The organism is Streptomyces sp. NPDC060205, from assembly GCF_042728395.1.
Lineage (GTDB): Bacteria > Actinomycetota > Actinomycetes > Streptomycetales > Streptomycetaceae > Streptomyces.
In genome coordinates, this window is sequence record NZ_JBHWZP010000136.1 from 1 (window position 1) to 24,007 (window position 24,007).

At 72.1% G+C, this 24,007-nt stretch carries 23 protein-coding genes; 13 read left to right on the plus strand and 10 right to left on the minus strand.

The genetic code is table 11. The features are described 5' to 3' along the window. Positions 1–58 precede the first annotated feature (58 nt). From ACFWGJ_RS23340 to ACFWGJ_RS23350, 3 genes are all read right to left on the minus strand, one after another. On the minus strand, positions 59–553 hold the full coding sequence (locus ACFWGJ_RS23340) for an NUDIX domain-containing protein (RefSeq protein WP_387327656.1): 495 nt from the start codon (positions 551–553) through the stop codon (positions 59–61). Next, positions 550–2,106 carry an ATP-dependent DNA ligase gene (locus ACFWGJ_RS23345; RefSeq protein ID WP_387327659.1) on the minus strand — a complete coding sequence of 519 codons (1,557 nt, stop codon included), beginning with the start codon at positions 2,104–2,106 and terminating at the stop codon, positions 550–552. The genes ACFWGJ_RS23340 and ACFWGJ_RS23345 overlap by 4 nt, the downstream gene beginning before the upstream one ends. 73 nt (positions 2,107–2,179) lie before the next feature. Beyond that, the gene (locus ACFWGJ_RS23350) at positions 2,180–3,115 is read right to left on the minus strand and encodes an NAD(P)/FAD-dependent oxidoreductase (protein ID WP_387327662.1); all 936 of its coding nucleotides are present in this window, start codon (positions 3,113–3,115) and stop codon (positions 2,180–2,182) included. Positions 3,116–3,193: 78 nt separating this feature from the next. On the opposite strand from ACFWGJ_RS23350, the gene ACFWGJ_RS23355 reads away from it, so the two are divergent. From ACFWGJ_RS23355 to ACFWGJ_RS23380, 6 genes are all read left to right on the plus strand, one after another. Further along, positions 3,194–3,832 (plus strand): helix-turn-helix domain-containing protein, encoded by a 639-nt coding sequence (locus ACFWGJ_RS23355; RefSeq protein ID WP_387327665.1) that lies wholly within the window; start codon positions 3,194–3,196, stop codon positions 3,830–3,832. A 209-nt stretch (positions 3,833–4,041) separates the two neighbouring features. Continuing rightward, the gene (locus tag ACFWGJ_RS23360) at positions 4,042–5,043 is read left to right on the plus strand and encodes an NADPH:quinone oxidoreductase family protein (protein ID WP_387327667.1); all 1,002 of its coding nucleotides are present in this window, start codon (positions 4,042–4,044) and stop codon (positions 5,041–5,043) included. Then, a complete protein-coding gene (locus tag ACFWGJ_RS23365) occupies positions 5,040–6,248 on the plus strand; it encodes an acyl-CoA dehydrogenase family protein (protein ID WP_387327670.1) in 1,209 nt (402 codons plus the stop codon). Before ACFWGJ_RS23360 ends, ACFWGJ_RS23365 begins: the two co-directional genes overlap by 4 nt. After that, the gene (locus ACFWGJ_RS23370; protein WP_387327673.1) at positions 6,245–7,375 is read left to right on the plus strand and encodes an acyl-CoA dehydrogenase family protein; all 1,131 of its coding nucleotides are present in this window, start codon (positions 6,245–6,247) and stop codon (positions 7,373–7,375) included. Before ACFWGJ_RS23365 ends, ACFWGJ_RS23370 begins: the two co-directional genes overlap by 4 nt. A 236-nt stretch (positions 7,376–7,611) precedes the next feature. Next, complete coding sequence (locus ACFWGJ_RS23375) at positions 7,612–8,478, plus strand: phosphatidylinositol-specific phospholipase C/glycerophosphodiester phosphodiesterase family protein (protein ID WP_387327676.1); 867 nt, start codon at positions 7,612–7,614, stop codon at positions 8,476–8,478. A gap of 144 nt (positions 8,479–8,622) precedes the next feature. Continuing rightward, positions 8,623–8,817, plus strand: a complete 195-nt coding sequence (locus ACFWGJ_RS23380; protein WP_387327678.1) for a hypothetical protein — start codon at positions 8,623–8,625, stop codon at positions 8,815–8,817. A gap of 26 nt (positions 8,818–8,843) precedes the next feature. Here the strand turns inward: ACFWGJ_RS23380 and ACFWGJ_RS23385 are convergent, their stop codons facing one another. The 7 genes from ACFWGJ_RS23385 to ACFWGJ_RS23415 all read right to left on the minus strand — a co-directional run bounded on the left by ACFWGJ_RS23385 (position 8,844) and on the right by ACFWGJ_RS23415 (position 16,577). After that, positions 8,844–10,103 (minus strand): phosphodiester glycosidase family protein, encoded by a 1,260-nt coding sequence (locus ACFWGJ_RS23385; RefSeq protein WP_387327680.1) that lies wholly within the window; start codon positions 10,101–10,103, stop codon positions 8,844–8,846. A gap of 91 nt (positions 10,104–10,194) precedes the next feature. Then, positions 10,195–10,569, minus strand: a complete 375-nt coding sequence (locus ACFWGJ_RS23390; RefSeq protein ID WP_387327683.1) for a DUF779 domain-containing protein — start codon at positions 10,567–10,569, stop codon at positions 10,195–10,197. 311 nt (positions 10,570–10,880) lie between these two features. Next, entirely contained in the window at positions 10,881–11,915 is a 1,035-nt protein-coding gene (locus tag ACFWGJ_RS23395; protein ID WP_387327710.1) for an ABC transporter ATP-binding protein, read from the minus strand. 37 nt (positions 11,916–11,952) lie between these two features. Continuing rightward, positions 11,953–12,978, minus strand: a complete 1,026-nt coding sequence (locus ACFWGJ_RS23400) for an ABC transporter ATP-binding protein (protein ID WP_387327685.1) — start codon at positions 12,976–12,978, stop codon at positions 11,953–11,955. After that, the gene (locus tag ACFWGJ_RS23405; protein ID WP_387327688.1) at positions 12,975–14,042 is read right to left on the minus strand and encodes an ABC transporter permease; all 1,068 of its coding nucleotides are present in this window, start codon (positions 14,040–14,042) and stop codon (positions 12,975–12,977) included. The genes ACFWGJ_RS23400 and ACFWGJ_RS23405 overlap by 4 nt, the downstream gene beginning before the upstream one ends. 14 nt (positions 14,043–14,056) lie before the next feature. After that, on the minus strand, positions 14,057–14,986 hold the full coding sequence (locus ACFWGJ_RS23410) for an ABC transporter permease (protein ID WP_387327690.1): 930 nt from the start codon (positions 14,984–14,986) through the stop codon (positions 14,057–14,059). Position 14,987: 1 nt separating this feature from the next. Next, a complete protein-coding gene (locus ACFWGJ_RS23415; RefSeq protein ID WP_387327692.1) occupies positions 14,988–16,577 on the minus strand; it encodes an ABC transporter substrate-binding protein in 1,590 nt (529 codons plus the stop codon). Positions 16,578–16,838: 261 nt separating this feature from the next. Here ACFWGJ_RS23415 and ACFWGJ_RS23420 point away from each other — a divergent pair, with 261 nt between their 5' ends. The 7 genes from ACFWGJ_RS23420 to ACFWGJ_RS23450 all read left to right on the plus strand — a co-directional run bounded on the left by ACFWGJ_RS23420 (position 16,839) and on the right by ACFWGJ_RS23450 (position 23,901). Beyond that, on the plus strand, positions 16,839–17,810 hold the full coding sequence (locus ACFWGJ_RS23420; RefSeq protein WP_387327695.1) for a 2-hydroxyacid dehydrogenase: 972 nt from the start codon (positions 16,839–16,841) through the stop codon (positions 17,808–17,810). Between the two features lie 70 nt (positions 17,811–17,880). Continuing rightward, complete coding sequence (locus tag ACFWGJ_RS23425; RefSeq protein WP_387327698.1) at positions 17,881–19,155, plus strand: glucarate dehydratase family protein; 1,275 nt, start codon at positions 17,881–17,883, stop codon at positions 19,153–19,155. Between the two features lie 16 nt (positions 19,156–19,171). Continuing rightward, a complete protein-coding gene (locus ACFWGJ_RS23430) occupies positions 19,172–20,149 on the plus strand; it encodes a 2-hydroxyacid dehydrogenase (RefSeq protein WP_387327700.1) in 978 nt (325 codons plus the stop codon). A gap of 52 nt (positions 20,150–20,201) precedes the next feature. Further along, entirely contained in the window at positions 20,202–21,125 is a 924-nt protein-coding gene (locus tag ACFWGJ_RS23435; protein ID WP_387327701.1) for a 5-dehydro-4-deoxyglucarate dehydratase, read from the plus strand. A 204-nt stretch (positions 21,126–21,329) separates the two neighbouring features. After that, positions 21,330–21,911: an MSMEG_1061 family FMN-dependent PPOX-type flavoprotein gene (locus ACFWGJ_RS23440; RefSeq protein WP_387327704.1), complete on the plus strand. Its 582-nt coding sequence runs from the start codon at positions 21,330–21,332 to the stop codon at positions 21,909–21,911. Positions 21,912–22,042: 131 nt separating this feature from the next. Further along, the gene (locus tag ACFWGJ_RS23445) at positions 22,043–22,921 is read left to right on the plus strand and encodes an ABC transporter ATP-binding protein (RefSeq protein ID WP_387327705.1); all 879 of its coding nucleotides are present in this window, start codon (positions 22,043–22,045) and stop codon (positions 22,919–22,921) included. Further along, a complete protein-coding gene (locus tag ACFWGJ_RS23450; protein ID WP_387327708.1) occupies positions 22,918–23,901 on the plus strand; it encodes an iron-siderophore ABC transporter substrate-binding protein in 984 nt (327 codons plus the stop codon). Before ACFWGJ_RS23445 ends, ACFWGJ_RS23450 begins: the two co-directional genes overlap by 4 nt. The last annotated feature ends 106 nt before the right edge of the window (positions 23,902–24,007 follow it).

Here is a 24,007-nt window from a genome sequence, read left to right on the forward strand (position 1 = left end):
GACAGGGGGGCCGGTCGCGCAGTTCCCCGCGCCCCTGTCGGGGCGCGTGCCCCTCTCGTCAGCGCATATGTGCTTCCAGGCGGTCCAGGAACTCCGTCTGGGCCTTGATCAGGACCGCTCTGGCGCGGGCCGGGGTCAGCCATTCCACGCGGTCCAGTTCCGGGAACTCCTGGACGTGGCCCGATCCGCGCGGCCATTCCATGGCGAAGGTGCCGGGGACCACGGCCGCCGGGTCCAGGTCCGCCTCGACGGCCCAGACCGTGACGATCTTGCCGTTCGTCTGGGTGACCTCGCCGAGGGGGACGGGGGCGCCGTCTGGCGGTGGCAGGCCCAGTTCCTCCTGGAACTCGCGGCGCGCGGCGTCCCAGGCCGGCTCGTCGGGCCCGTACTCGCCCTTCGGTACGGTCCACGCGCCGGCGTCGCGCCTGGCGAAGAACGGGCCGCCCATGTGGCCCAGCAGCACCTCGATGCCGTGGTCGCCCTGGGCCGTGCGGCCGGTGCGGCGGAACAGGAGCAGGCCCGCGCTGCGCTTCGCGGCGGCGGCCGGGCTCATGCGGCGACCCCCGGGTGCGCGGCGAGCACCGTCTCGACGGTGTCCGCCTCCTCGGGTGTCTTGTCCTCGCGGTAGCGCACGACCCGGGCGAACCGCAGGGCGACGCCCGCCGGGTAGCGGGTGGAGCGCTGCAGACCGTCGTACGCGATCTCCACGACCAGTTCCGGGCGGACGGTGACCACGTAGCCGCTCTCCTCGACGGGGGCGACGGCGAGTTCCTGGAGCCGCTCGGTCTGCCAGGCCAGCATCACGTCGGTGAGGCCCTTGAACGTCTTGCCCAGCATGGCGAAGGTGCCTTCCGGTCTGCGGGCGCCCAGATGCAGGTTGGAGAGCTTGCCGGTGCGCCGCCCGCTGCCCCACTCGGCGGCCAGTACGACCAGGTCGAGCGTGTGGACGGGTTTGACCTTCAGCCAGGAGGCCCCGCGCCGGCCCGCGCTGTAGGGGGCGTCCAGGGACTTGAGGACGACACCCTCGTGGCCGCGCGCGAGGGTGTCGGTGCTGAACCGTTCGGCGGCGGCCCGCGCCGGCTCGTCCGTGGCATCCGGGACGAGGAGACGCCGTACACGCATCGGCTCGGGGACCAGCCGGGCCAGCTCCGCGTGGCGGTCGGTGAACGGCAGGTCCAGCAGGTCCTGGCCGTCCACGGACAGGGCGTCGAAGAAGACGGGGGAGACGGGCACGGCCTCGGCGGCGGTCGCCACGTCCACCCGGGAGCCCACGCGGCCCGCGGTCTCCTGGAAGGGCCGGGGCCGCCCGTCGTCGTCGAGCGCGATCACCTCGCCGTCCAGGATGAAGCGATCGACCTTCAACTCCCGTGCGGCGCGGGTGATTTCCGGCAGGCGGTCGGTGATGTCGTCGAGGGTGCGGGTGTAGACGCGTACCTCGTCGCCGTCGCGGTGCACCTGGACGCGGATGCCGTCGAGCTTCTCCTCCACCACGCAGGGACCGAGCTTGTCGAGTGCTTCCGCGACGGAAGGAGCGCTGTGCGCCAGCATCGGCAGGACGGGCCGGCCGACGGTGAGGCTGAATTCCTCCAGTGCCTCGGGGCCGTCGGCCAGCAGCCGCTCGGCCACGGTCTGCAGCGAACCCGCCAGCATCACGGCCCTGCGTACGTCGGCGGAGGGCGCGTCCGTCGCCCGGGCGAGCCCTTCGACCGCGACCGCGTCGAGGGCGCCCTGCCGTACCTCGCCGCCGATCAGCGCGCGCAGGAACTTCTGCTCGGGCTCGGTGGCCGCGCCCATCAACTCCCCGACGAGCCGCGCCCGTTCCGCCTGCGAACCGGTGCCGGAGACCGCGCCGAGAGCGGTGAGCCGGCCGTCCACCTCCCGCACGGTCAGGCTCGGCTCCCCGGCCGGCGGGACGGACGCGCCGAGGAGTTTCCAGCCGACGCCGAGCCGCCCCTGGGGCAGGCGGCCCGCCAGATAGGGGATGACGATCGGCACGTCGTCCGCCTCCGCGTCCCGGAACAGCTCCGCGAGCAGAGCGACCTTCCGGGACCGCGCCGAGGTGGCGGCGACCTCCTGGGACACGTTGGCGAGCCGGGACAGCAACATGAAGTCATCGTGCTACGCAGACGCCGGGTCTACACCTGGGCGGACGGGCCCGCGAGCCCGTCCGGCCGCGCCACTACACCCCCACCGCCGCGTCCAGGTCCGCGAACAGCAGTTCCCCGTTGATCGTGGCGCCGGCGCGGTAGCCGCCGCTCGCCGCGTTCACGACCTGTTCGCCGAAGCCGATCGCGTTGCCCGCCGCCCAGACGCCGGGCACGCTGGTCAGGCCGGTCGGGTCGACCGCCGCGTACGAGCCGAACGGGGTCTCCTGGAGGTCCGCGCCCAGCTGTTCCAGCAGGCCGGTGCGGGGGACCGGCCGGGGTGCCACGAACAGCACCGAGCGCTCGTGGGACGTGCCGTCCGCCAGCCGGACCGCGGTGAGCCGGTCGTCGACGACGTCGAGCCCCGCGACCTCACCGGGCACCACGGACACGCCGGCCGCCGCGAGCCGGCGCAGATCCTCGTCCGCCAGCTCCTCCTCCGCGACCGTGTGCAGGAACAGGGTCACGTCCTTGGACCACTGGGAGACCATCAGCGCCTGGTGTACGCCCATCGGGGTCGTCGCCAGCACGCCGAAGGCCTGGTCCCGCACCTCCCAGCCGTGGCAGTACGGGCAGTGCAGGACGTCCCGGCCGAAGCGCTCGGCGACCCCCGGCACGGTCGGCAGCTCGTCCGCGAGACCGGTGGCGACGACCAGCCGGCGCCCGTGCACCCGGCGCCCGCCGCCGAGCGTCACGTCGAACTCGCCGTCCGCGTCCCGTGCCACGTCCACCGCCAGGTCCCGGACGAGCTCGACACCGTACCGTGCGATCTCCTCGCGTCCCACGGCCAGGAACTCGGCCGGTGACATGCCGTCCCGGGTCAGATAGCCCTGCATGTGGGCGGCGGGCGCGTTGCGCGGCTCGCCTCCGTCGATCACGAGCACACTCCGGCGTGCGCGCCCTAGGACGAGCGCCGCGGACAGTCCCGCCGCGCCCCCGCCGACGACGACCACTTCGTACGTATCGGTCACGGTGACCACCTCCACCGAGAAGGTCGCCCCACGGCACCCGTATTGACAAATGGCTTTGCCGAAACTGCAATAAGGGTCATGAGTGAGCACAAGGATCACGAAGAACCCGGGGAGCTAGGTGACCGTGACACGGAGGGCGTGCTCGCGGAGGTCGGGCCCCGGCTGCGGCGCGTCCGCAAGGAGCGCGGCGCCACCCTCGCGGGCCTGTCCACCGCCACCGGCATCTCCGTGAGCACCCTCTCCCGCCTGGAGTCCGGCCTGCGCAAGCCCAGCCTGGAGCTGCTGCTGCCCATCGCCCGGGCCCACCAGGTGCCCCTCGACGAACTCGTCGGAGCGCCCCAGGTCGGCGATCCGCGCGTCCGGGCGGCCAAGCCGATCGTCATGCACGGCCGTACGCACTGGCCGCTCACCCGCCAGCCCGGCGGCCTGCAGGCCTACAAGGTGCTGGAGCCCAAGCGCAAGGACGAGCCGGAGCCGCGTACGCACGAGGGCTACGAGTGGCTGTACGTGCTCTCGGGACGGCTGCGGCTCGTGCTCGGCGAGCACGACGTCGTGCTCGGCGCGGGGGAGGCGGCCGAGTTCGACACCCGTGTCCCGCACTGGTTCGGGTCGACGGGGGAGGGGCCGGTCGAATTCCTGAGCCTCTTCGGCCGGCAGGGGGAGCGGATGCATGTGCGGGCGCGGCCGAAGCGGGGTGGTGGCGGGCAGGGCGGCTGACGTCGGTTGCGCCGTTCCCCGGGCCCCTTGGGGGGTGGGGGTGCCGTGGGTTTTAAGGGGTGGGGCCGGTTGGTGTGGGCGTGCGCCGTTCTTCGCGGCCCTGGGGAGTTTGCGACCCCTGCCTGTTCCCTGTGCGGCAAGCGACCGCTTAGTATGCGGTTGACCCCGAGGTGCGAACAGAACAGACGACAGTCCCGTGGAGGCCCCGCATGCAGGCATGGCAAGTGCACGAGATCGGCGAGCCCGGCGAGGTGATGCGGCTCGCGGAGGTGGAGCGGCCCGTCCCCGGTGACGGCCAGGTCCTGCTCAAGGTGCGCGCGGCGAACATCAACTTCCCGGACGCCCTGATGTGCCGCGGCCAGTACCAGGTCAGGCCGCCGCTGCCGTTCACCCCCGGGGTGGAGATCTGCGGCGAGACCGAGGACGGCCGGCGGGTCATGGCCAACCCGGCGCTGCCGTACGGCGGCTTCGCCGAGTACGCCGTCGCGGACGCCGCGGCCCTGCTGCCCGCGCCCGAGGCGCTGGACGACGCCGAGGCCGCCGCCCTGCACATCGGCTACCAGACGGGCTGGTTCGGCCTGCACCGGCGGGCCCGCCTGGAGGCCGGCGAGACGCTGCTCGTCCACGCTGCCGCAGGAGGGGTCGGCAGCGCGGCGGTGCAGCTCGGAAAGGCGGCGGGGGCGACCGTCATCGGTGTCGTGGGCGGCGCGGACAAGGCCGCCGTCGCCCGCGAGCTGGGCTGCGACCTCGTCGTGGACCGGCGCGCCGAGGACGTCGTCGCCGCCGTCAAGGAGGCCACCGGCGGCCGGGGCACCGACGTGATCTACGACCCCGTCGGCGGGGACGCCTACGCGCAGTCCGCCAAGCTCGTCGCCTTCGAGGGCCGGATCGTGGTCGTCGGCTTCGCGAGCGGCACGATCCCCAGCCCGGGGCTCAACCACGCCCTGGTGAAGAACTACTCGATCCTCGGACTGCACTGGGGCCTCTACAACACCAAGGACCCGAAGCTGGTCCTGCGCTGCCACGAGCAGCTCACCGAACTGGCCGCCCGCGGGGCGATCAGGCCGCTCGTCAGCGAGCGCGTGCCCCTGGCCGGCGCGGCCGACGCCGTCCAGCGGGTCGCCGACGGCGTCACCACGGGCCGCGTCGCCGTGCTGCCCGCCCTCGGAACCGCCCCTGAGGGCACGAACGAGAACGGAGCCGTCGCATGACCGACACCGCGAGCGGGGGCGGGGCGGTCGACGCCGCCGAACTGCGCCGCCGCACAAAGGAGTTGCTGGCCGCGCACCCGGTCGGGAGCACGGACCCGGTGGACTTCCTCAAGGCCCGCTTCGACGCCGGACTCGCCTGGGTGCACTATCCGGAAGGTCTCGGCGGCCTCGGCGCGCCACGCTCCCTCCAGGCCGTCGTCGACACCGAGCTGGAGGCCGCGGGCGCTCCCGACAACGACCCGCGGCGCATCGGCATCGGCCTCGGCATGGCCGCGCCGACGGTCCTCGGCTACGGCACCGAGGAGCAGAAGAACCGCTTCCTGCGGCCCCTGTGGGTCGGCGAGGAGGTCTGGTGCCAGCTGTTCAGCGAACCGGGCGCGGGCTCCGACCTGGCCGCCCTCGGCACGCGCGCCGTACGGGACGGCGACGACTGGGTGGTCAACGGCCAGAAGGTGTGGACGTCCAGCGCCCATCTCGCCCGCTGGGCCATCCTCATCGCCCGGACCGACCCGGACGCGCCCAAGCACCGCGGCATCACCTACTTCGTCTGCGACATGACCGACCCCGGCGTCGAGGTGCGGCCGCTGCGCCAGATCACCGGCGAGGCCGAGTTCAACGAGGTGTTCCTCACCGACGTCCGCATCCCCGACGCACACCGCCTCGGCGAGGTCGGCGACGGCTGGCGGGTCGCGCAGACCACGCTCATGAACGAGCGGGTCTCCATCGGCGGCATGCGCATCCCGCGCGAGGGCGGCATGATCGGCCCGGTCTCCAGGACCTGGCGCGAACGCCCCGAGCTGCGCACCCACGACCTCCACCAGCGCCTGCTGAAGCTGTGGGTCGAGGCCGAGGTGGCCCGGCTCACCGGCGAACGCCTGCGCCAGCAGCTGGTCGCGGGACAGCCCGGCCCCGAGGGCTCCGGCATGAAACTCGCGTTCGCCCGCCTCAACCAGGAGATCAGTGGCCTGGAGGTCGAACTCCTCGGCGAAGAGGGCCTGTTGTACGAGGACTGGACGATGCGCCGGCCCGAGAAGGTCGACTTCACCGGCCGTGACGCCGGCTACCGCTACCTCCGCTCCAAGGGCAACAGCATCGAGGGCGGGACCAGTGAGGTCCTGCTGAACATCGTCGCCGAGCGCGTGCTGGGGCTGCCCTCCGAGCCGCGCACCGACAAGGACGTCGCCTGGAAGGACCTGGCCCGATGACGGCGCAGACAGCGCAGACAGCGCAGACAACGCAGCGCGCACAGCCCGACCTGCTGTACTCGGAGGAGGAAGAGGCGCTGCGCGCCGCCGTCCGTGACCTGCTCGCCGACCACTGCGACCCGGCGGGCGTGATCGCCCGTACGGAGTCCGGCGCGCCGCACGACCGCGAGGCGTGGAAGGCCCTCGCCGAGGGCATGGGCCTCGCGGGCCTGCTGGTGCCCGAGGCACTGGGCGGCCAGGGCGCCACGCACCGCGAAGCCGCCGTCGTCCTGGAGGAGCTGGGTCGCGCGGTCGCCCCCGTGCCGTATCTGACGAGCGCGGTCGTCGCCACCGAGGCGCTGCTGGCGTGCGACGCCGACGACCTCCTGGCCGAGCTGGCGTCCGGCCGCCGTATCGGCGCCCTCGCCGTCGCCCTGAACATCGCTCCCGGCGGCGCCCACCGGACCGTACGGATCGAGAACGGCGTCCTGCACGGGGAGTTGACGGGCATCGCGGACGCCGACGCCGCCGACGTGCTGCTCGTTCCCGCCGAGGACGGCGGCCTGTACGCGGTCGACGCGGACGCCGTGACCCTCACCGCGCAGGTGTCCCTGGACCTGACCCGGCCGGTCGCGACGGTCGTCCTCGACGGGGCGTCCGCCCGCCGGATCGGCGACGCGGCCCCGGCCGTACGCCGTGCCCTGCGCGCCGGGGCCGGACTGCTCGCCTCCGAGCAACTCGGCCTCGCCGAATGGTCGTTGACGGAGACGGTCCGCTACCTGAAGGAGCGCAAGCAGTTCAACCGCCCGGTCGGCGGCTTCCAGGCGCTCAAGCACCGGCTCGCCCAGCTCTGGCTGGAGACCGTCCACACACGCGCCGCGGCACGCAACGCGGCCGACGCGCTGGCCGGCGGAAGTGGGGACGGCACCGAGGTGGACGTGGCCGTGGCCCTCGCCCAGGCGTACGCGGCGCCGGTCGCCGTCCACGCCGCCGAGGAGGCCCTCCAGTTGCACGCCGGTATCGGCATGACCTGGGAGCACCCGGTGCACCTCTACCTCAAGAGGGCCAAAGCCGACTCGATCGCCTACGGCACCGCGGGCAGCCACCGGGAGGCACTGGCCGAACTGGTGGACCTCCAGGCTCCCTGACCGACCCGCCGGCTCACCGGAGCGCATGGTACGAAGGCCCGCTTCCGCCCCCATCGGGGACGGGAGCGGGCCTTCGCGTGCAGGTGGCCCGATGAAGTGAACACACAGCGGCAGTCCGGCCAACTCCCCGCACGGCTCTGCTCCTTGGGCATGTCCACGACGCATACTCTCCCCAGTCCCGACTTCGTCGGCTCGGGGAGTCCGTGGCCCCGTACGGCACTTTCAGGGAGGCAGACATGGCCCTCACCACCCGTCGCAGAGCCCTCACCACCCTCGCCGCCGGACTCGCGGGCGGTATCGCCCTGCCCGCGTACGCGCAGGCGAGCGAGGACAGGCACCGCCCGCGCCCGCTGTGGCGTGCCCACGCCCACAACGACTACCTCCACCCGCGGCCCCTGTTCGACGCGCTCGACCACCGCTTCGGCAGCGTCGAGGCCGACATCTACCTCGTCGACGGCCAACTCCTCGTCGCTCACGACCCGGTGGAGCTGGACCCGGCGCGCACCCTGGAATCCCTCTACCTGAAGCCCCTCGCCGCCCGCGTGAAGGCCAACGGCGGCTCGGTGTACCGGGGGTACCGCAAGCCGCTCCAGCTGCTGATCGACATCAAGACCGAGGGCTCGGCCACGTACCTCGAACTGGACCGCCGACTGCGCCGCTACCGGCACCTGTTCACGACGTACGCCCATGGCCGCGTCCACCCGGGCGCGGTGACCGCCGTGATCTCCGGCGACCGGGCCGCCCGGGTGCCCATGGAGGCCCAGACCGTACGGCACGCCTTCTACGACGGCCGTCTCCTCGACCTGCTGGCCCCCGTCCCGGCCCCGGCCTCCCTCATCCCGCTGATCAGCGACAACTGGACGCTCAACTTCACCTGGCAGGGCGTCGGTACGTTCCCCGAGGCGGAGCGGCAGAAACTGCGCGGGATCATCCTGGCCGCGCACTCGCGGCAGCAGAGGGTCCGCTTCTGGGCCACCCCCGACCTGGCGGGCCCCGCCCGTGACGCGGTCTGGGGCGAACTGCTCGCCGCGGACGCCGACCACCTCAACACCGACGACCTCGCGGGCCTGGAGGCCTTCCTGGACGCCCGCCGACGGGCGTAGCCAGGACGCGGGTCCGGCCCCGCGCCGTCACGCGCAGTCAACACACGTTCGGCGGACACGTCAGCCGCACGGACGAACCCCCCGCTACGCCACACTTGCGGCCGAAAGCCGCGGAGTGGCGTGGCGTGGCGGAGGAGGTTGACGGTGGCTATTTCCATCTCTGTGGTGGTGCTGCTCGTGATTCTGACGGTGGTCTTCCTGCGCAACGGCGCGCTGAAGCTCTCGCACGCGGTGGTCTGCGTCCTGCTCGGCTTCTATCTCGCGAGCACCAGCATGGCGCCGACCATCCATGACGGGATGACGGCGACAGCCGACATCGTCAGCAGCCTCAGGCCCTGACGAGCCTGAGGCTCCTCCGACGGACGTCAGGCCTTGGAGAACACGCCGATCCCGTTCGGCACCGGGCGTTCGGCCCCGCCGCTGGGGTGGTTGCGTACGGTCGCGGTGGCCGAACCGGGCTCCCGGGCGGCCAGCGTGGTGGAACCGCCACCGTCCAGACTGAACGCGTCCACGGAACCCAACTTCTTCATCTCGGCGGCGACTTCCGCGATGGTGAGACCGCTGCGGAACTCCGCCGCCCCGTCGATCGCCAGCAACAGCAGCCGGTGCCCGCCGTCGGAGACGCCCGCCGCGGTCCGTACCGCCGCCGTCGTGTCGTCGAGCCCCGCGAGCGGCTGTCCGCCCCGCAGGACCGGATACCCGCCGATCGCGAAGCGGTACGGGGTCTTCGACGCGGCCGCCACCAGCCGGTGCCGCACCACGACCGGCTCGCCCACGGACAGCTTGCGCAACTGCTGGGCCCCCGCCTCCCGGCCGACCAGGACCGTGGTGTCCGAAGCGATGGTTCCGCTGCCCGGGGTGTCGGCCGATGACACGACCCGGCCGTCCCGCACGGTCACCTCGTAGGTGTCCGTGCTGCAGGGCGCGGCCCGGTCGGTGTCCGTCCCGCAGGTGGCCCGCACCCGGGAGACCTGACCCCAGTCCGAGGTGAACGCGCCTACGGAGCCCACGGGCAGTGCGTACTGGTTGAGACCGCCGAGCGGCAGGGTCGCCCCGGTGGTCTCGACCGAACCGTCGAGCGCGAGGCTGTCGAGGCGGGCCCTGTGGTCCGTGCCGACGCCGAGCACGTCCTTGGTGCTCGTGCCGGGCGGCAGGGCGGGACCGAAGCGCTGGCCGTTCGGGACCGCCGCCTTGAGGGTGTGCCCCTTCGCGATGGCCGGGCCGACGGACGCGCCGGTCGCCTCCACCCCCGGGTGCTGGGTCTCGGTGATGTTGAAGAAGTCGCCGTTGACGCCGGCCACGGCACCCTGGGCGTCGGTCAGGCGGGAGACCGTCGCGCGCGCCGCGACCACGCCCGGATGGAGCAGATCGACGCTCACCTCGGGATGGGCGAGATCGACGCTGAGCACATGCGCGTGCGTCACGCCCTTGGCGGCCTGGATGTCGAACTCCGTGTAGCGCACCCCCGGCGCGATCCGGCTGAAGGCGGGAGCGCCGCCGGGCGGTGCGCTGTTCGCCTGTGCGCCGCTGGCCGGTGCCGCCCCGGCGAGGGCTGCGCCGGCCAGCGCGCTCCATGCGGCGAAGACCGTCAGTGCGGTTCTGAGTCGTCCGGTGCGTGGTGTCATCGGTGTCACGGTGCCCCTGCTCTCTCCGCTGTCTCCTCAAATGACCCAGGACACAGGGGAGTTCAGCACAGAGAGGGTGCCTTGACGATGACTACGTGCCGACGAGGCGCGAACGCGTCAGGAAACGTACCCCTTCGGGTGCCTCAAGGGAGAAGCCGCTGCCCCGGCCTTCGACCACGTCGACGATGAGCCGGGTGTGGCTCCAGACCTCGTACTGGCTCCGCGACATCCAGAACGTGACCGGTTCCTCGACGCCCTCGACGGCCAGGGAGGCGAGCAGGACGTCGGAGTCGCCTGTCCTGAACTCGCCCTCCGGGTAGCACATGGGTGCGCTGCCGTCGCAGCAGCCGCCCGACTGATGGAACATCAGTGGGCCGTGCGTGTCGCGCAGTCTGCGCAGGAGCTCGGCTGCGGCGGGGGTGAGTTCCACGCGTGGGGCGGAGTCGGGATCGGTTGTCGGGGACACCGGCATCACTCCTCATCGCTTCGGAGATACTGCCGCGGACCCTACATCCGGCTGCGGGTCGGTGGGGGTGGGCCGCGCAGTTCCCCGCGCCCCTGGGAGGCGGGGCTGCGCCCCGGCCTTGCCACTAGTGATTTTGGCTGCGGGACGGTGGGGGCTGGTCGCGCAGTTCCCCGCGCCCCTGAGGGGCGCTGAAGTGCGGCCCGTTTCCGTAGCTCGCGCGGCCTGGAGGGCTGGGGCGTAGCCCCGCCCTCCAGGGGCGCGGGGAACTGCGCGGCCCGCCCCCGCCCGCCCGCAGGCGGCGAACCACCCGTTCATGCCCCCGCAGCGACCGCCTCAAGTGGGAAGTGGCACAGCGCGCTGTGGGAGCCACGCGCAACCGCCGGCGGTGACTGCGACGCGCACAGGTCCTCCGCCCGAGGGCACCGCGTACGGAACCGGCACCCCGACGGGATGTCGAAGGGCGAGGGGATCTCTCCCTTCAGCTGGATCTCCTGGTCCCCGGCCGCACCGGACGCGTCCAGAACCGGCGCGGCCGACATCAACGCACCCGTGTACGGATGCCGAGGCCGCTCGAAGACATCCTCCGTGGCGCCGTGTTCGATGACCTTGCCCAGGTACATCACGGTCACCCGGTCGGAGATGTACCGCACCACGGACAGGTCGTGGGAGATGAAGACGTAGGCGACGCCGAGGCGTTCACGGAGTTCCGACAGGACGTTCAGGACCTGGGCCTGCACCGACAGGTCCAGCGCGGAGACCGGCTCGTCGCAGACGATGAGGTCGGGGTCCAGCGCCAGCGCGCGGGCGATGCCGATGCGCTGGCGCTGTCCGCCGGAGAACTCGTTCGGATAGCGGTGGGCGTCGCCGGCCCGCAACCCGACCAGCGAGAGGAGTTCGCGCACACGCTTCTCCCGGGCCTTGGCGTCCGGTACGACGTCCCGGTGCGTGCGCCAGGGCTCACCGATCAGGTCGGCGGCCGACATCCGCGCGTTGAGCGAGGCGAAGGGGTCCTGGAAGACCATCTGGACGCGGCGGCGCCAGGCCAGGAGGTCCTTGCCGCGCAGGGCGAACGGGTCGGTGCCGTCGAACCGTACGGTGCCCGCGTCGGGCCGTTCCAGGCCGAGCAGCACCCGGGCGAGGGTGGACTTCCCGCAGCCCGACTCGCCGACGAGCCCGAGGGTCTCGCCCCGGCCGAGCCGGATGTCCACCCCGTCCAGGGCGGTCAGCCGGCGGCGGCCGTGGCCGAAGGTCTTGGTGACACCGCTGACCTCCAGCAGGGGCACGGATTCCCCCGGTGCGCCAGCGCGGTGGCCCTCGACGAGGGCGGTGGCGCCGCTCTCAGGCATGCGGCTCTCGGGCATGCGGCTCTCAGGCGTACGGCTCTCAGACACGGTCGAGCTCCTCGGAGAAGTGGCAGGCGGCCGTGCGGTCCTCGCCCGACGCGCGCAGCACGGGCCGTTCCCGGACACAGCGCTCGCGCACCAGCGGACAGCGGTCCTGGAACACGCAGCCCGTCGGCACCGCGCTGAGTTCGGGCGGGCTGCCGGGCACGGCGGGCAGCGGACGCCCGCGCACGGCGTGTTCGGGCACCGAGTCGAGCAGCCCCCGGGTGTAGGGGTGGCGGGGCGCGGCGAAGACCTCGCGCACCGGGCCGTTCTCGACGACCGTGCCCGCGTACATGACGACCACGTCGTCCGCGCGCTGGGCGACCACGGCCAGGTCGTGGGTGATCAGGACGAGGGCCATCTCCCGCTCGTCCTGGAGGTCCCGCAGCAGCCGCATGATCTGCGCCTGCACGGTCACGTCGAGCGCGGTGGTGGGTTCGTCGGCGATGAGGACGTCGGGATCGAGGGCGACGGCCATCGCGATCAGCAGCCGCTGCCGCATACCGCCGGAGAACTGGTGCGGATAGGAACGGGCCCGCTGCCGGGGCTCCGGGATACCCACCCGGGTCATGAGCTCGACCGCCTTCCCGTGCGCCTCGCGCCGGGAGAGTCCGCGGTGGATGCGGAACGGCTCACCGATCTGCCGGCCGACGGGCTGCACCGGGTTGAGGGCGGTCAGGGCGTCCTGGAACACGATCGACAGCACGGGTCCGGCGAGTTTGCGGCGTTCCGCGGGGCTCATCCGCAGGGTGTCGTCGCCCCTGACCCGGACGGCGCCGCCGGTCACCTCGGCCGCGGGGTCCAGCAGCCCCACGACCGACAGCGCGGTCATCGACTTGCCGCAGCCCGACTCGCCGAGGAGGGCGAGGGTACGGCCGCGGCGGACGCTGAAACTGACGCCGTCGACGGCGCGTACCCGCCCGGCGGGTGTGCTCAGGTCGACGCGGAGCCCTTCGACGTCGAGGGCGGGGATGTCGTCGGGGAGGCCGGCGGCGGACGGTGAGGGCGCTGCGGTGGTCGTCACGGGATCAGCTCCGGGGGTACGGCGGCGGAGGCACCGCGGCGCTTGGTGGGCAGCGTCAGTCGCCAGCGCTGGGCGGGGTCGGTGGCCATGCGGACCCAGGCGGCGAGCACCGTGGCGGACACCGTCGTGAACACGATGGCGAGCCCCGGCAGCACGGTGATCCACCAGGCGGTCTGGAGGTACTGCCGGCCCTGGGCGACCATCAGGCCCCAGCTGACGTCCGGCGGCTGGATGCCGATGCCGAGGAAACTGAGCGAGGACTCGGTGAGCATGACGAAGCAGAAGTCGAGCGTGGCGACCGTCAGCAGGGTCGGCAGGGCGATCGGCAGGATGTGCCGGTGGATGATGTGCCGGCTGGGGGTCCCGAAGGTGCGGGCCGCGTCCACGAACAGCCGGCTGCGCAGTTCGGCCGCCTCCGCCCGCGCGGTCCGCAGATACACCGGTACACGGGCCACCGCGAGGATCAGCACGATGTTCAGCGCGCTGGGCGAGAACACGTACAGCACGACCACCGCGATCAGCAGGGAGGGGAAGCTGAGGATCACGTCGGCGACGCGCAGGGCGAGACTCTCGCGGCGGCCTCCGTGGTAACCGGCCCACAGGCCGAGCGCCGAGCCGATCAGCAGTGAGCACAGCACGGCGGGGACGGCCACGGACAGGGTCGTCGCGGCGGCGTCGACCAGCCGGGCCAGCACGCTGCGCCCGAGGACGTCGGTGCCGAACAGGCCGTACACGCCGTGGTCCAGGGACGGTGGCCGCAGGGAGGCGTCCAGGTCCTGCCGCTGCGCGCGGTCGCCGATGACGAGCCGCCCGAAGACCGCCACGAGGACGACCAGCGACAGGACGACGGCGGCGACGGCCGCCGCGCGGTCGCGGCCCAGCATGCGCCACCAGCTCGCCCGGCGGGGCACGGACTTCCCGTCGGCCGCGGTCCCGGCGGCAGTGGTGGTGTCCGGGGTCGCGGCGGCGGTGGTGTCCGCAGCCGTGCCCGCTGCGATGCCTGCGGTGGTGCCCACGGCGGTGTCCCTGTCCGTGTCCGCGATCGTGGGTTCTTCTCGGGGCATGGTGCTTCCTTCGCTCACGCCGGCACCGCCAGTCGCACACGGGGGTCGGTCAGCGCGTGACAGACGTCGACGAGGATGTTGAGCGCGAAGATCGTCACCGCGGTGAGGAGCACGGCCGCCTGGAGGACCGCGAAGTCGCGCTGCAGGATGGAGTCGATCATGAGTTTGCCGATGCCCGGCCAGCCGAAGATCGTCTCGACGATCACCGCGCCGTTGACCAGGCCGACCGCCAGGTCGCCCGCCACGGTCAGCACCGGCGTCACCGCGTTCCGCAGGGCGTGTCCGAAGATCACCCGCCGGGGTGTGGCGCCCTTGCTGCGGGCGATCTTGACGTAGGGGGCGGAGAGCGCGGTGACCATGCTGCCGCGTACCACCTGGACCAGTACGCCGAAGGGCCGGATCAGCAGGGTGGCGACGGGCAGGATCCAGATCTCGGGTCCGCCGAGGGTGCCGGAGGTCGGCAGCCAGCCGAGGCTCACCCCGAAGACGAGCACGCCCATGATGGCGAACCAGAAGTCGGGGATGCTGGCGGCCGTCATCGACAGCAGGCTGGCGATCCGGTCGACGAGCGAGTTGGGGCGGTAGGCGGCCAGGCTGCCCACCAGCAGCGCCCCGGTGATCGCGAGCAGCATGGTCACCCCGGCGAGCTGCAGGGTGACCGGGAAGGCGTCGAGCACCATCTCGGTCGCGGGCTGCCCGGTCCGCAGCGACGTGCCGAAGTCGAGGTGGGCCGCGTCGACGAGGTAGTTCCACAGCTGCGCCGGGATCGACAGGTCGAAGCCCTGGGCGGCGGAGAACTCGGCGCGCTGCTCGGCGGTGGCGCTCAGGGGGAGATAGAGGTCGACCGGGTTGCCGGTCATCCGGGCCAGGAAGAAGACGCCGAGCACCACGCAGAAGAGTGGGACGGCACTGGAGATCATGCGTTTGCGCAGGAAGGGGATCATGTCAGTCCTTCGCCCCCTCGGCGGGACCGACCTCGGCCAGCCGCATCTCGTCGCCGGTGGCGGAGTTCGGTTCGTACCGGATCGACGGTGACAGCCCGAGCAGTCCGCTCATGTGGGCGATGTGGGTGTACTGCACGACGGTGTCGTTCTGGTCGGCGAGCAGGTCGGCGAAGGCCTTCTGGCGCTTGTCGCCGGACAGCAGGCCCGCGTCGGCGATGCGCCGGTCGAGGTCCTTGGTGCCGAAGGTGGACTGCGGGCCGTCGCTGAGCAGGTACTGGCTGGCGGTGAAGGCCGCGTCACCGGCCTGGTTGCCGTGCATGATCAGCAGGGCGATGGGCCCGACGTTCTTCGGCAGCGGCCTCAGTTGGTACTGGAGCTGGGTGGCGGTGTCGGCCATGCGTACCTTCACACTCAGCCCGATCTCCTTCATCTGGTACTGCAGGGCCTCCGCGGTCTCCGAGACCCCGGAGAACATGCCGTTGCGGGCGACCAGGGTGATGGTGCGGCCGGTGGGCACGCCGTCGGCCTTCGCCTCCTTCACCAGGGCGCGGGCCTTGTCCACGTTCTGCCGGGTGGGCTCGATCGCGTCGCTGTGTCCGACCACTCCGGGCGGTACGAGCTGGCCCGCGGGTTCGGCCAGTCCGCCGAGCAGGGCGTCGATGATGCCCTGGCGGTCGACCGCCAGGTCGATGGCCCGGCGCACCCGCAGATCGTCGAGCGGCGCCTCGCGGCCGTCCAGCCGCAGCGCGGTCGTCTCGTTGTTGGGATAGGAGGCGGTCGTGTCCTTCTCCGCCTCCATCGAGTCGAGCGCGACGGCGATCTCCGCCTCGTCCTTGTCGATCATCGCGGCCCGGACACTCGCGTCGCTGCGCCAGACGTAACGGGCCCGGGGAAAGGCGGGAGCCTTGCCCCAGTAGTCGTCGTAGCGGCTGAGGGAGATCGCGGTGCCGGCCTGCCACGAGCGCACGGCGTACGGGCCGGTCCCGACCGGGACACGCACCTTGGCCTCGGTGCTGGTGGAGCGCGGCACGATCTCCACGAAGCTCAGGCGCAGCGGCAGGATCGGGTCGGGCTCGGGCGTGGTGACGGTCAGCCGGTTGTCGTCGACCGCCTTCACCGACAGGTCGTCGTCGCCGAAGACATAGCCCTCGACATTGCACGCGAGGTCGGAGTTGACCGCCCGGTCGATGGAGAACGCGGCGTCCTTCGCGGTGAACGGCTCACCGTTCTGGAAGGTCACCCCGCTGCGCGTGTCGAAGGTCCAGGTGCGCGGCCCGGTCTGCTTCCAGCCGGTCGCGAGCAGCGGGTGCAGTTCGCCGGAGTCGGGATCGCGTTCCACGAGCGGCTCGGTGATGTTGGACCGGACGACGACGCCGGTACTGGTCAGTGAGGCCTCGCAGGGCTCCAGCGTCGGTGGCTCCTGGGTGAGCACCACGCGCAGGGTGCGGCCGTCGGCCTCGCCGGCGTCACCGCCGGCGCTGTTGGCCACGGCGCAGCCACTGGACACCAGCACCGTGCCCGCCAGCAGCAGGGCGGTCGTCGGGCGGGGCCGCCGTCGGCCGGGCGGAGGGGAGGAAACGGGGGACTTCATCGTCGGCGTATCTCCGGGGGAGTGCTGATGTGTCACGTTCCGAGTTCGGGCCGACCTCCTGAGCTGTTTACACTTACGTACTCGGTCCGCATCTGTGAACGCCGAAGCTAAACCGGTGCCGTGGCAGCGTCAAGGGATGCGCGGCGACGGATCTGCGACCGTCACCGCCTGCTGCCGCGTGATCACCGTCCGGCCCGACCGCCCCCGGGTGTCCCGGACATCGCACGTCACCGAACCCTCCGCCCTGACGGGAGTACCACCATGTCCCACCCCGCCACCCCCGACGGCCCGGCCGCCCCCGGCACCGTCCTCCAGGTGTCCCCGCTGCTCCCCGCCCTGGAGAAGACGCTGGCCGAGCGCCACCGCACCGTGCGCCTGCACGAACTGCCCGACCCCGCCGCCTACCTGCGGGAGGAGGCCGATGACGTGGTGGCCGCGGTGACCAGCGCGCGGTTCGGTGTCGCCAACTCCCTGATGGACGCGCTGCCGAGGCTGGGCGCGATCGTCCATTTCGGAGTCGGTTACGAGACCACGGACGTGGCCCACGCCCGGGCGCGCGGCATCGACGTCAGCAACACCCCCGACGTGCTCGACGACTGCGTGGCCGACCTCGCCGTCGGCGGTCTGATCGACGTGATGCGCGAACTGTCGGCCGCCGACCGGTACGTACGGGCCGGCAAGTGGAGTGCGGCGCCCTACCCGCTGACCTCCCGGGTGAGCGGGAAGCGTGTGGGCATCCTCGGCCTCGGCCGGATCGGCCGGGCCGTCGCACGCCGCCTCGAAGGCTTCGGCACGGACATCGCGTACTGCTCGCGGACCCCGGTGGCCGACGTCCCCTACCGCCACGTTGCGACCGCGCGGGAGCTGGCCGCCGGGTGCGACGCGGTCGTCGTCACCGTCGCGGGCGGAGCGGGCACCCGGGGCCTGGTCTCGGCGGAGGTGCTCGACGCGCTCGGCCCCCGGGGTTTCCTGGTCAACGTCGCGCGCGGCAGCGTCATCGACGAGCCGGCCCTGGTCGCGGCGGTGCGCGAGGGGCGGATCGCCGGTGCGGCGCTCGACGTCTTCGCCGACGAGCCGAACGTGCCGCGGGCGCTGCTGGAGTCGGACCGCGTGCTCCTGCTCCCCCATGTGGCCAGCGGGACGCACGAGACGCGGCAGGCGATGGCCGACCTGGTCCTGGACAACGTCGGGCGGTTCATGGCGGAGGGGGTCCTGCTCACCCCGGTTCCGTGATCGCCCATTGACAGCTGTGAGGGTGGCTGTCTACAAATGAGAACGCGGACTACATATGAGGACGGCATTCATGGCAGGGAACGCAGCACGCATCGCCGACGTCACCGTGACCCCCGTGGCCTTCAAGGACTACCCACTCCTCAACACGGTCGGGGTGCACGAGCCCTACGCGCTGCGCACGATCGTCGAGCTGACCACGGAGTCCGGAGTCACCGGCGTCGGTGAGACCTACGGCGGCACGGTCCATCTGGAACGGCTGCGCCGCGCCGCCGACGAACTGACCGGCCTGGACGTCTGGAACCTCAACGACCTGATCGCCCGCACCACACGCGCACTGGGGGAGGACACCTCGGGCGGCGACGGCATGTCCGGGATGGTCACCGGCAGCAGCGCCGTGGACCGGGTCATGTCCCCCTTCGACGTCGCCTGCCTGGACATCCAGGGCAAGTTGCTCGGCAGGCCGGTCAGCGACCTGCTGGGCGGCGCCGTCCGCCCCTCGGTGCCCTACAGCGCCTACCTCTTCTACAAATGGGCCGCACACCCCGGGCAGCCCGACGACGACTGGGGCGCCGCCCTCGACCCGGCGGGCCTCGTCGACCAGGCCCGCCGCATGATCGACACGTACGGCTTCTCCTCCATCAAGCTCAAGGGCGGTGTCTTCCCGCCCGACGAGGAGATCGCGGCGGTCAAAGCCCTGCGCAAGGCCTTCCCCGACCTGCCGCTGCGTCTCGACCCGAACGCCGCCTGGAGCACGGAGACCTCGCTGCACGTCGCCCGCGAGCTGGACGGCGACCTGCAGTACCTGGAGGACCCGACCGAGGGCATCGACGGCATGGCGGCCGTGGCCGCGGGAACACCGACCCCCCTGGCGACCAACATGTGCGTCGTCTCCTTCGACGACCTCGCCCCGGCCGTGGCCCGCGGCTCGGTGGGCATCGTCCTGTCCGACCACCACTTCTGGGGCGGGCTGCGGCGCGGCCTCCAGCTCTCCGCGATCTGCGACACCTTCGGCCTCGGCCTGTCGATGCACTCCAACTCGCACCTCGGCATCAGCCTCGCCGCGATGACCCATCTCGCGGCGGCCACCCCGCGCCTCACCTACGCCTGCGACACGCACACGCCCTGGAAGCAGCCGGACGAGGACGTCGTCGACACCGGGGTCCTGAAGTTCACCGAGGGCCGCGTCACCGTCCCGACGGCTCCCGGCCTGGGCGTGGAACTGGACCGGGACGCCCTCGCCCGGCTCCACCGGCAGTACCTCGACTGCGGACTGCGCGACCGCGACGACACCGGCTACATGCGCACCGTCGACCCCTCCTTCTCGACCAAGACCCCCCGGTGGTGACCCGACCGTGCACATCATGCTCAACCACCGCATCCTGAGCCGCTTCCACGAACCCCTCAAGGCCCGCGCCGAGGGCCCGCACACCTGGCTGGAGTCCTTCGACTGGACCCCGGAACGGATCTCAGAGGCCATCACCGACGCCGAGGTGTTCGTCGGCTCGCGCCTGTCGGCCGAGGACGCCCGGCGCGCCGGACGGCTCCGGCTCGTCCAGGTGGTCGGCGCCGGCTACGACGGAATCCCGCTGGACGCGCTCGGCCCGCAGGTGTCGGTCACCACCACGCACCACCACGGCCGTTCCATCGCCGAGCACGTCCTCATGTCCGTCATGATGCTGTCCCGCGACGTCCTGGGCGCCGACCGCGCACTGCGGGCCGGACAGTGGCGCAACGTGGCCGTCGACCCGGACCTGCCGTTCGGTACGACGCTGGAGGGCCGCCGGGTCGGCGTCATCGGCTTCGGCGAGACCGGCACCGAGGTCGCCCGCCTCTGCCAGGCGGTCGGTATGCGGGTACGTGCCGTGCGGCGCGACCCCTCCGCGCCGGTCCCGGCAGACCTGCGGACCGACTGGATCGGCGGCAACGACCGGCTGCCCGACCTGCTGGCCGAGTCCGACGTCGTCGTGGTCACCGTCCCCCTCGGCCCCGCCACCCGCGGCCTGATCGGCGCCGCCGAACTGGCGGCCATGGGACCGGGAACCCTGCTGGTCAACGTGGCCCGCGGCCCGGTCGTCCAGGAGGACGCGCTGTACGAGGCCCTCGACACCGGTGTCATCGCCGGGGCCGCGCTGGACGTGTGGTGGTCCGGCCCGCCGCAGGCACCGAGCCGACTGCCGTTCGGCCGACTGCCCAACGTGCTGATGACCCCGCACCACTCGGGCCACACCACCGACACCTTCGCCGCCCGCGCGGTGGAGATCGCCGACAACATCAACCGCCTGGAGCAGGGCCGCCCGCTCGCCAACGTCGTGCGCGCGGGCGCCGCCGCAGCCACCTGACCCGGTATCCGCGCCCTCTCACCCCAGCCCTCTCGCCCCTCTGTCCCAGGAGTTGAAGACCCCCATGCTCGAAGGTGTCCTCTTTTTCCCCGTCACCCCCTTCACCGATGCGGGCGAGGTCGACCTGGCCGCCCTGCACCAGCACGTCTCCGCGGGGGCCGACGCCGGTCCCGGCGGCGTGTTCGTCGCCTGCGGCACCGGTGAGTTCCACGCCCTGGACATCGAGGAGTTCACCGCGGTCGTACGGACCGCCGTCGACGCGGTGGCCGGCCGGGTCCCCGTGTACGCCGGGGCCGGCGGCGCGCTCGGCCTGGCCCGCCGCTTCGCCCGCGCCGCCGCCGAGGCCGGTGCGGACGGCCTGCTGCTCATGCCTCCCTACCTCGTCGACTCGCCCGCCGAGGGCCTGGTCGCGTACGTCCGCGCGGTCGCAGAGGAGACCGCCCTGCCGGTGATCGTCTACAACCGGGGCAACGCGCGCTTCGACGAGCACACCGCCTCGGCGGTGGCCCGACTGCCCACGGTGACAGGCTTCAAGGACGGCACCGGCGACCTCGATCTCGTCGCCCGGATCATTCCCGCCGTACGTGAGGCGCTGAGCGCGTCCGGCAAGGAGTTCCAGTTCTTCAACGGCATGCCCACCGCCGAGGCGAGCCAGCCCGCCTACCGCGCCCTGGGTGTGAAGCTGTACTCCTCGGCCGCGTTCGCCTTCGCGCCCGACATCTCCCTCGCCTTCCACCGCGCGGTGGAGGAGGACGACACCCAGCGCGTCGACGCACTGCAGCGGGCCTTCTTCCACCCCCTGGTCAGGCTCCGCAAGCGGGTCCCCGGCTACGCGGTGGCCCTGGTGAAGGCGGGGGTGACGCTGGAAGGCAGCAAGGCGGGCCCGGTCCGCCCGCCCCTGACCTCCCTCGGTGCGGGGGAGATCGAGGAGCTGGCGGCCATCATCGCCGAGGGACGTGCCGTGCTCGCCTCCTGAAAGTCGCTCGCCTTCCGAAGACTTCACGCTCCGGGCGATCCCGCCGACCTACGGTTCGCAGGAGGCGGTTCCCGCGGCCGAGCGGGAGCGTGAAGTCGCGGCAACCCCGGGCGTCTCTCAAGTAAGGCATGCCTAACGCCGTCCGATAATGTTCTGTGTGCAACCACTTGTACCCGCCGGACGCACGCATGTTTGGAGTCGGCCTTGCCGCACACGATCGACACCGCCGGAACAGGGCCGAACGCCGTGACCGAGGACGGCCCGGAGGGCCGGGAGGGCTGGGTCGAACTGGGGTCGGGTGCCGAGCTGCGCGAACTGCTCGGCGAACCCTGGCCCATCGTGATCGAGAAGGTCCACGACCGGCTCGCCGACCAGGACCGGGACATCATCGCCCGCTCGCCCTTCTGTCTGCTGGCCACCTCCGACTCGCGCGGCAACTGCGACGTCTCCCCGCGCGGGGACACCGCGGGCTTCACACACGTCATCGACTCCGGCACGCTCGCCCTGCCCGACCGGCCGGGGAACCGGCGGGGCGACAGCTTCCACAACATCCTCGACAACCCGCACGCCGGGCTGCTCTACCTGATACCCGGCAGCAAAGAGGTGCTGCGCGTCAACGGCCGGGCGCGCATCCTCTCCGACGCCCCGTTCTTCGACGCCATGACGGTGAAGGGCCAGCGTCCCGCGCTGGCCCTGGTCCTGGAGATCGACGAGATCTATCTGCACTGCCCGGCGTCGCTGCGGCGCTCGGGCGTGTGGAATCCGGAGTCGTGGCCGACCGACTGACCAACGGGTCGAACGACTGAACGACTGAACGACTGACCGGCTGGCCGACAGGCCGACCGCTGACCGACGGGCCGGCCGACTCGCGGGCACCCCCTGTCCCGCGCAAATAAGGGTAGGCTAACCTTCGTCGGGTGAGATCTGGTGAAGAAACAGCCGACACCCCGCGTCTTCGCGGTCACCAACTGTCGGCCACGAGCGTGACCGTCGCGTACGACGGCGTCGACGTCGTGCACGACGCGGCGGTCGCCCTGCGGCCCGGCGAGGTGACCGTCCTCGTCGGCCCCAACGGCAGCGGCAAGTCGACGCTCCTGCGGACGATCGCCCGTCTGCAGCGGGCCCGCCACGCCACGCTCAGCATCGACACCGACACCGACGGCCTCGCCCTGAGCGCCCGTGAGTTCTCACGGCACGTCGCCCTGTTGACCCAGGGCCGCCCCACCCCCAGCGGACTGACCGTGCGGGACGTCGTCGAGTTCGGCCGCTATCCCTACCGGGGCCGCTTCGGCCGGCCCGACCCGGACGCGTCCGCCGCGATCGACCGCGCGCTCGCGCTGACCGGAGTCACCGACCTCGCCGAGCGCGGCGCCGACCACCTCTCCGGCGGACAGCTGCAGCGGGTGTGGCTCGCCAGCTGCCTCGCCCAGGAGACCGGCGTACTGCTGCTGGACGAACCGACGACCTACCTCGACCTGCGCTACCAGGTCGAACTCCTCGACCTCGTCCGCGACCTGGCGGACGACCACGGCATCGCCGTCGGAGTCGTCCTGCACGACCTCGACCAGGCGGCGGCCATCGCCGACCGGATCACCCTGCTCGAAGCGGGCCGCATCGTCGCCGACGGCCTGCCCGAGGACGTCCTCACCCCGGAACGCCTCACCGCCGTCTACGGCATCCGCATCGACGTGGACCACGACCCCCTCACCGGCCGGCTGCGCACCCGCCCGATCGGCCGACACCACACCCGGCACACCCGCCGCACTCGAACCGAAAGGCTCGGCACCACCTCATGAGACGCCTCCTGCTCACCGCGGCCGCCACCACCGCCGCGGCGCTCACCCTCGCCGCGTGCGGCACCACCGAGCCCGCCGCCGACAAGACCGAGAAGAAGACGTCCGAGGCCATCACCCTCACCGACGGCGGCGGCAAGAAGCTCACGCTCGACGGCCCGGCCACCAAGGTCGTCGCCACCGAGTGGAACGAGGTCGAGAGCCTCATCACCCTCGGCGTGGACCCGGTCGGCGTCTCCGACGTCAAGGGCTACAACACCTGGGACTCCGCCGTCCCGCTGAAGAACGAGCCGAAGGACATCGGCACGCGCGGCGAGCCCAGCATGGACACCGTCGCCGCCCTCGCGCCCGACCTCATCCTGGCCTCCTCGGACCTGGCGCCCGCGGCCGTGAAGCAGCTGCGCGAGGTAGCTCCCGTGCTGGAGATCAAGTCCGCCGACGGCTCCGACCAGATCGGTCAGATGCTGGCGAACCTCGACCTGATCGCCAAGGCCACCGGGATCACCGACAAGGCGAAGACGGCCCGCGAGGACTTCGAGGCCAAGCTCACCGAGGGCAAGAAGGCCCTCGCCGACGCCGACCTCGCGGGCACGGAGATCGCCTTCGCCGACGGCTACGTCACCTCCAACCAGGTCACCCTGCGCCCGTACACCGACGGTTCCCTGATCGGGTCCGTCAACAAGCGCCTCGGCCTGAAGAACGCGTGGAAGGTCAAGGGCGACGCGGCCTACGGACTCGGGTCCACCGACGTCGAAGGCCTCACCGACCTGCCGAAGGACACGCAGTTCGCCTACATCGGCAACGACGACGACAAGACCGCCACCCCGTTCACCGGCGTGCTCGCGAAGAACGCCGTCTGGAAGTCCCTGCCGTTCGTGAAGTCCGGTGACGTGCACCGACTGGACGACGGCATCTGGATGTTCGGCGGCCCCGGGTCGATGTCGGCGTACGTCGACGCCCTCGTCGCCGCGCTGACGAAGTAGCGGCAGCGACCCCCGAGCCAGCAGCAGTAACAGAAGTCGGCGAAGCAGAAGCAACGGAGCCATGGCCGTCACCGCAACCCCTCCCGTCACCCGCCCGTCGACGGCC

Excerpts from the sequence above, each read along its gene's own strand:
- ACFWGJ_RS23340 (WP_387327656.1), bottom strand. The coding sequence starts at position 553 with ATGAGCCCGGCCGCCGCCGCGAAGCGCAGCGCGGGCCTGCTCCTGTTC.
- ACFWGJ_RS23345 (WP_387327659.1), bottom strand. The coding sequence starts at position 2,106 with ATGTTGCTGTCCCGGCTCGCCAACGTGTCCCAGGAGGTCGCCGCCACC.
- ACFWGJ_RS23355 (WP_387327665.1), top strand. The coding sequence starts at position 3,194 with ATGAGTGAGCACAAGGATCACGAAGAACCCGGGGAGCTAGGTGACCGT.
- ACFWGJ_RS23360 (WP_387327667.1), top strand. The coding sequence starts at position 4,042 with ATGCAGGCATGGCAAGTGCACGAGATCGGCGAGCCCGGCGAGGTGATG.
- ACFWGJ_RS23365 (WP_387327670.1), top strand. The coding sequence starts at position 5,040 with ATGACCGACACCGCGAGCGGGGGCGGGGCGGTCGACGCCGCCGAACTG.
- ACFWGJ_RS23370 (WP_387327673.1), top strand. The coding sequence starts at position 6,245 with ATGACGGCGCAGACAGCGCAGACAGCGCAGACAACGCAGCGCGCACAG.
- ACFWGJ_RS23375 (WP_387327676.1), top strand. The coding sequence starts at position 7,612 with ATGGCCCTCACCACCCGTCGCAGAGCCCTCACCACCCTCGCCGCCGGA.
- ACFWGJ_RS23385 (WP_387327680.1), bottom strand. The coding sequence starts at position 10,103 with ATGACACCACGCACCGGACGACTCAGAACCGCACTGACGGTCTTCGCC.
- ACFWGJ_RS23395 (WP_387327710.1), bottom strand. The coding sequence starts at position 11,915 with ATGCCTGAGAGCGGCGCCACCGCCCTCGTCGAGGGCCACCGCGCTGGC.
- ACFWGJ_RS23405 (WP_387327688.1), bottom strand. The coding sequence starts at position 14,042 with ATGCCCCGAGAAGAACCCACGATCGCGGACACGGACAGGGACACCGCC.
- ACFWGJ_RS23410 (WP_387327690.1), bottom strand. The coding sequence starts at position 14,986 with ATGATCCCCTTCCTGCGCAAACGCATGATCTCCAGTGCCGTCCCACTC.
- ACFWGJ_RS23415 (WP_387327692.1), bottom strand. The coding sequence starts at position 16,577 with ATGAAGTCCCCCGTTTCCTCCCCTCCGCCCGGCCGACGGCGGCCCCGC.
- ACFWGJ_RS23420 (WP_387327695.1), top strand. The coding sequence starts at position 16,839 with ATGTCCCACCCCGCCACCCCCGACGGCCCGGCCGCCCCCGGCACCGTC.
- ACFWGJ_RS23425 (WP_387327698.1), top strand. The coding sequence starts at position 17,881 with ATGGCAGGGAACGCAGCACGCATCGCCGACGTCACCGTGACCCCCGTG.
- ACFWGJ_RS23430 (WP_387327700.1), top strand. The coding sequence starts at position 19,172 with ATGCTCAACCACCGCATCCTGAGCCGCTTCCACGAACCCCTCAAGGCC.
- ACFWGJ_RS23450 (WP_387327708.1), top strand. The coding sequence starts at position 22,918 with ATGAGACGCCTCCTGCTCACCGCGGCCGCCACCACCGCCGCGGCGCTC.